Source organism: Micromonospora sp. D75 (assembly GCF_018070405.1).
Lineage (GTDB): Bacteria > Actinomycetota > Actinomycetes > Mycobacteriales > Micromonosporaceae > Micromonospora > Micromonospora chalcea.
This window is the reverse complement of sequence record NZ_JAGPXV010000463.1, coordinates 1-4850: the sequence shown is the minus strand read 5'-3', so window position 1 is coordinate 4850 and position 4850 is coordinate 1. Positions and strand designations below refer to the sequence as shown.

6 protein-coding genes are annotated in these 4850 nt (G+C 72.6%); 4 read left to right on the top strand and 2 right to left on the bottom strand.

The features are described 5' to 3' along the window. Window positions 1-48: 48 nt before the first annotated feature. Complete coding sequence (gene dapD / locus KBX39_RS23185; protein ID WP_104115170.1) at window positions 49-1008, bottom strand: 2,3,4,5-tetrahydropyridine-2,6-dicarboxylate N-succinyltransferase; 960 nt, start codon at window positions 1006-1008, stop codon at window positions 49-51. Between the two features lie 105 nt (window positions 1009-1113). Between dapD and dapE the strand changes: the two genes are divergently transcribed. After that, window positions 1114-2187 carry a succinyl-diaminopimelate desuccinylase gene (gene dapE / locus KBX39_RS23180; protein ID WP_104115152.1) on the top strand — a complete coding sequence of 358 codons (1074 nt, stop codon included), beginning with the start codon at window positions 1114-1116 and terminating at the stop codon, window positions 2185-2187. Window positions 2188-2233: 46 nt separating this feature from the next. Here dapE and KBX39_RS23175 read toward each other — a convergent pair whose 3' ends face one another. Beyond that, on the bottom strand, window positions 2234-2395 hold the full coding sequence (locus tag KBX39_RS23175) for a hypothetical protein (protein WP_166457212.1): 162 nt from the start codon (window positions 2393-2395) through the stop codon (window positions 2234-2236). A 154-nt stretch (window positions 2396-2549) separates the two neighbouring features. Between KBX39_RS23175 and KBX39_RS23170 the strand changes: the two genes are divergently transcribed. From KBX39_RS23170 to KBX39_RS23160, 3 genes are all read left to right on the top strand, one after another. After that, window positions 2550-3431, top strand: a complete 882-nt coding sequence (locus KBX39_RS23170; protein ID WP_113974675.1) for a TIGR00730 family Rossman fold protein — start codon at window positions 2550-2552, stop codon at window positions 3429-3431. Window positions 3432-3433: 2 nt separating this feature from the next. Beyond that, window positions 3434-3979 carry a TIGR00730 family Rossman fold protein gene (locus KBX39_RS23165; protein WP_043328444.1) on the top strand — a complete coding sequence of 182 codons (546 nt, stop codon included), beginning with the start codon at window positions 3434-3436 and terminating at the stop codon, window positions 3977-3979. A gap of 241 nt (window positions 3980-4220) precedes the next feature. After that, on the top strand, window positions 4221-4850 hold a 630-nt coding region (locus KBX39_RS23160), incomplete at its 3' end, for a UvrD-helicase domain-containing protein (RefSeq protein ID WP_210872484.1).

The window sequence follows — 4850 nt, the reverse complement described above, 5'->3', positions numbered from 1 at the left end:
GGCGGTCGGGGTCCGCGGGGTGGGCGGGGACCCGGACGGGGGTACGGCTCAGTCGTTGGCGTGCAGCGCGGCGTTCAGTTTGATGCCCTGCCCGGTGCGGGGCTTCGCCTCCAGCGCGCCGGTCACCGAGTTGCGCCAGAACAGCAGCCCGTCGACGCCGGACAGCTCGCGGGCCTTGACCGTCCGGCCGTCCGGAAGGGTGATCTTCGAGGCGGCGGTGATGTAGCAGCCGGCCTCCACCACGCAGTCGTCGCCGAGCGTGATGCCGACACCGGCGTTCGCGCCGATCAGGCTGCGCTCACCGATGCGCACCCTCTCCGTGCCGCCGCCGGAGAGCGTGCCCATGATCGAGGCGCCGCCGCCGACGTCGGAGCCGTCGCCGACCACCACGCCCTGCACGATGCGGCCCTCGACCATCGAGGTGCCCAGCGTGCCCGCGTTGAAGTTGACGAAGCCCTCGTGCATCACGGTGGTGCCGGAGGACAGGTACGCGCCCAGCCGGACCCGGTCCGCGTCGGCGATCCGCACCCCGGACGGCACCACGTAGTCGGTCATCCGGGGGAACTTGTCGACCCCGTACACGGCCAGGTGGCGGCCCGCCGCCCGCTCGATGACACGCAGCTCGTCCACCCGCTCCGGCGGGCACGGCCCGGCCGACGTCCAGGCCACGTTCGCCAGCTTGCCGAAGATGCCGTCGAGGTTCAGCTCGTTCGGCCGCACCAGGCGGTGGGAGAGCAGGTGCAACCGAAGGTACGCGTCGGCCGCGTCCTTGATCGGGTCGTCCAGAGAGCCGATCAGCGTGGTCACCTCGACCGTGCGCAACCCGGGCAGCGCCCGCTCGCCGATCGCGCCCGGCGGCAGGTCGAGCACGTCGGCCTGGTCCTCGCCGGGCACCAGCGGCAGCTCGCCCAGACCCAGCTTGCCGGTCGGGTACCAGGTGTCGAGCACCTGGTCCTCGGCGGTGACGGTGGCCAGGCCGATGCCCCAGGCAGATGGTGCGGACGTCACGATGTCACCCTTCTCCTCCGGCAACGGCGTCCGCCGCTGCTCGCGGCCGCGGGCCTCGCCGAACGTGTTCCCTGGCCCGCCGAGGTTGACGGTACCGTGCGAGACATGCAGAACCCGTTGACCCCCGAGGTCCTGGCCGATCCGGTGGCGCTGACCCGCGCCCTGGTCGACATCGAGTCGGTCTCCCTCAACGAGAAGGCGATCGCCGACTGCGTCGAGGAGGTGCTGCGCCGTGTGCCGCACCTGACCACGTACCGGCACCAGAACACCGTCATGGCCCGTACCGACCTGGGCCGGGCCCAGCGCGTGGTGCTCGCCGGCCACCTGGACACCGTCCCGCTCAACGGCAACTTCCCCTCGACCATGCGCGGCGACCTGATGTACGGCTGCGGCACCTCCGACATGAAGTCCGGCGTGGCGTTCGCCCTGCACCTGGCGGTCACGCTGCCCGACCCGCGCTACGACGTCACGTACTTCTTCTACGAGGCCGAGGAGATCGAGTCGAAGTACAACGGCCTCACCCTGGTCGCGCAGACCCACCCGGAGTGGCTGGAGGCCGACTTCGCGGTGCTGCTGGAGCCGACGTACGGCATCGTCGAGGCGGGCTGCCAGGGCACCATGCGGGCGGTGATCACCACGCACGGGGAGCGGGCCCACGCGGCGCGTTCCTGGCACGGGGTGAACGCCATCCACGGCGCGAGCGAGGTGCTGCGGCGGCTGACCACGTACGAGGCGCGCCGGGTGACGATCGAGGGCTGCGACTACCGCGAGGGCCTCAACGCGGTACGGATCACCGGCGGGGTGGCCGGCAACGTCATCCCCGACCGGTGCGAGATCGAGATCAACTACCGGTACGCCCCGGACCGCGACCCGGCGGGCGCCGAGGCGCACCTGCGCGAGGTCTTCGCCGGCTTCGACCTGGCGGTCACCGACGCGGCGGCCGGCGCGCCACCCGGGCTGGACAACCCGGCGGCGCAGGAGTTCCTGACGGCGGTGGGCGCCGCCCCGATCGGCAAGCTGGGCTGGACGGACGTGGCGCGGTTCGCGGCCATGGGCATCCCGGCGCTGAACTTCGGGCCCGGCGACCCGAACCTGGCGCACCACAAGGACGAGCACGTCGAACTGACCAAGATCCGGGACGGCGCGGCCACCCTGCACCGCTGGCTGGCCCCGGCCTGACGCGCCGCGATCCGGGGCCCGCACCCGCCTGGCGGGCCCCGGATCGTCAGACGCTGGTCGTCAGGGGCGCGTCCGCCTCGCCGGTCTCGCCGGTGAGGTCGGTGCGGTGGGTCTCCATCATCCGGGCGCGGCGGCGCTCGGCCACCACGTCGCGGATCCGCCGCTGCATCTGACGGCGAATCCGGATCATCTCGCTGTTACTGATCAACGCTGGCTCCTCCCCCGAAGGCGCGTCGCCCGGGGTATACCGGGTATGTGAATAGTAAGACGTACGAGCCAGCGATTTAGTTGCCCGTATCCCAGATTTTCTTCGGCTCCCGGGCCAGCGCGTCCCGCCGGATCCGCTCCATTACGGTGACCACATGGGCGAGAGCAGCGGGAAGTCGGCTGGGCAGGGGCAGCGGGGGGAGACGCGTCGGGCGGAACGGCACCGCGGTGCGGTGACGCTGCGCAACCGGGCGATTCCGACGAGTACCGCTGATCAGCGACTGCTCGACTCCCGGGGACGCAGCGACTGGAAGACCAAGGACGCCTGGCGGGCCCTGCGGATCCTGTCCGAGTTCGTCGAGGGCTTCGACACCCTCGCCGACCTGCCCCCGGCGGTGAGCGTCTTCGGCTCCGCCCGCAGCAAGCCGGACAGCCCGGAGTGCCGGATGGCCGAGGAAGTGGGCGCGGCACTGGCCCGGGCCGGCTACGCGGTGATCACCGGGGGCGGCCCCGGCGTGATGGAGGCCGCCAACCGTGGCGCCGGCGAAGCCGGCGGCCTCTCCGTCGGGCTCGGCATCGAGCTGCCGTTCGAGCAGGGCCTCAACGACTGGGTCGACCTGGCCATCGACTTCCGCTACTTCTTCGCCCGCAAGACCATGTTCGTCAAGTACGCCCAGGCGTTCGTGGTGCTGCCCGGCGGCTTCGGCACCCTGGACGAGCTGTTCGAGGCGCTCACCCTGGTGCAGACCGGCAAGGTGACCCGGTTCCCGGTGGTGCTGATGGGCACCGACTACTGGCGCGGACTGCTCGACTGGCTGCGTACGACGATGGCCGCCGAGGGCAAGATCGGCCCGGCCGACCTCGACCTGATCCGGCTCACCGACGACGTCAACGAAGCGGTCCGGCACATCGTGGAGGCCGAGGCGGTGCTCTCCGCCGAGCAGGAGGCGGTACGCGAGGAGGCGGTCGCCCGGGTCGCCGCCGACCAGCGCGCCGCCGCCGAGGCCGCCCCCGAGGGCCCGGCCGGACGGAGCTGAACGTGGCGAACGTCTGTGTCTTCTGCGCGTCCTCCCGTACTCTCGACGACCGCTGGCTCGCGCTGGCCACCGAGACCGGCGAGGAACTCGCCCGGCGCGGTCACACGTTGGTCAGCGGCGGCGGCTGCGTCGGCATGATGGGCGCCGTGGTGGAGGGCGCGCGGGCGGCCGGCGGCCGCACCATCGGCGTCATCCCGCAGTCCCTGGTCGACCTGGAGGTCGCCGACCTGGACTCCGACGAGCTGCTGGTGACCGACAGCCTGGCCGACCGCAAGACGCTGATGGACGAGAAGTCCGACGCGTTCGTGGCGCTGCCCGGCGGCCTGGGCACGTTGGACGAGCTGTTCGAGGTGTGGACCACAGCCACCCTGGCCCTGCACGCCAAGCCGATGGTGATCGTGGACGTGGACGGCTTCTACCGGCCGCTGCTCGACTGGATCCGCGGGCTCGGCGAGCAGCGCTTCCTCAAGCCGGCCGCGCTGGACCTGCTGATGGTCGCCGACAGCGTGCCCGCCGCGCTCGACCTGATCGACGCCCGCCTCACCTGACGCGCGCCCGGCCACCCGTGCTTGTTCACCACCGTCTCGGCGTGCTTGATCGACACTACTTCGGGGAGGTGGTGGTGTCCGGGCGCGCGTGATGCGGCCACTTCGCCGAGGTGGCGTGAACGCATGGAGCCGGGCGTGGGGCGGAGCCGGCAATGGTGCGCGCCGCGGGCAAGGTGAGCTGGTGACGGGCGGGACGACTGTCGGTTTCCGGGTGTCGTACCGGCGTGGTGGGATGTCGGTGATGCAGGCGTACCGGTTGGTGCGCCGGCCCGGCGGCGCGGGGGCGGGGGTCACCCACGACGCCGGGGCGGGGCAGGGGGTGGGTCGGTCCGGTGGGCCGGCCGAGGCGGAGCCGCGATCCGGGGGGTCGGCGGGCGATGCCGCGCACCCACAGACCGCCACGCCGCACGACAGCGCTTCGCCGCAGACCGGGACCGGGGCCGGGGCGGGCACGAACGTCTCGCGCCGGGTCGATCCGGTGCAGGCCGAGGTGGTCGCGCACACCGACGGGCCGATGCTCGTCGTGGGTGGTCCCGGCACCGGCAAGACGTCCACGCTCGTCGAGGCGGTCGCCGCCCGGGTGGCCGAGGGCGTCGACCCGGAGCGGATCCTGGTGCTCACCTTCGGCCGGCGGGGCGCCACCGAGCTGCGCCACCGGATCGAGGCGCGTATCGCCGGGGACGGACACCGCGTGGTCCGCGAGCCGCTGGTGCGCACGTTCCCGGCGTACGCCTTCGGGCTGCTGCGTCGTGCCGCGGCCGAACGCGGCGAGCCCTCGCCGCGGCTGCTCACCGGCCCGGAGCAGGATCTGATCATCCGCGAGCTGCTCGACGTGGTGGGGGAGGAGCCCGGCGACGACCCGGTCGGCTGG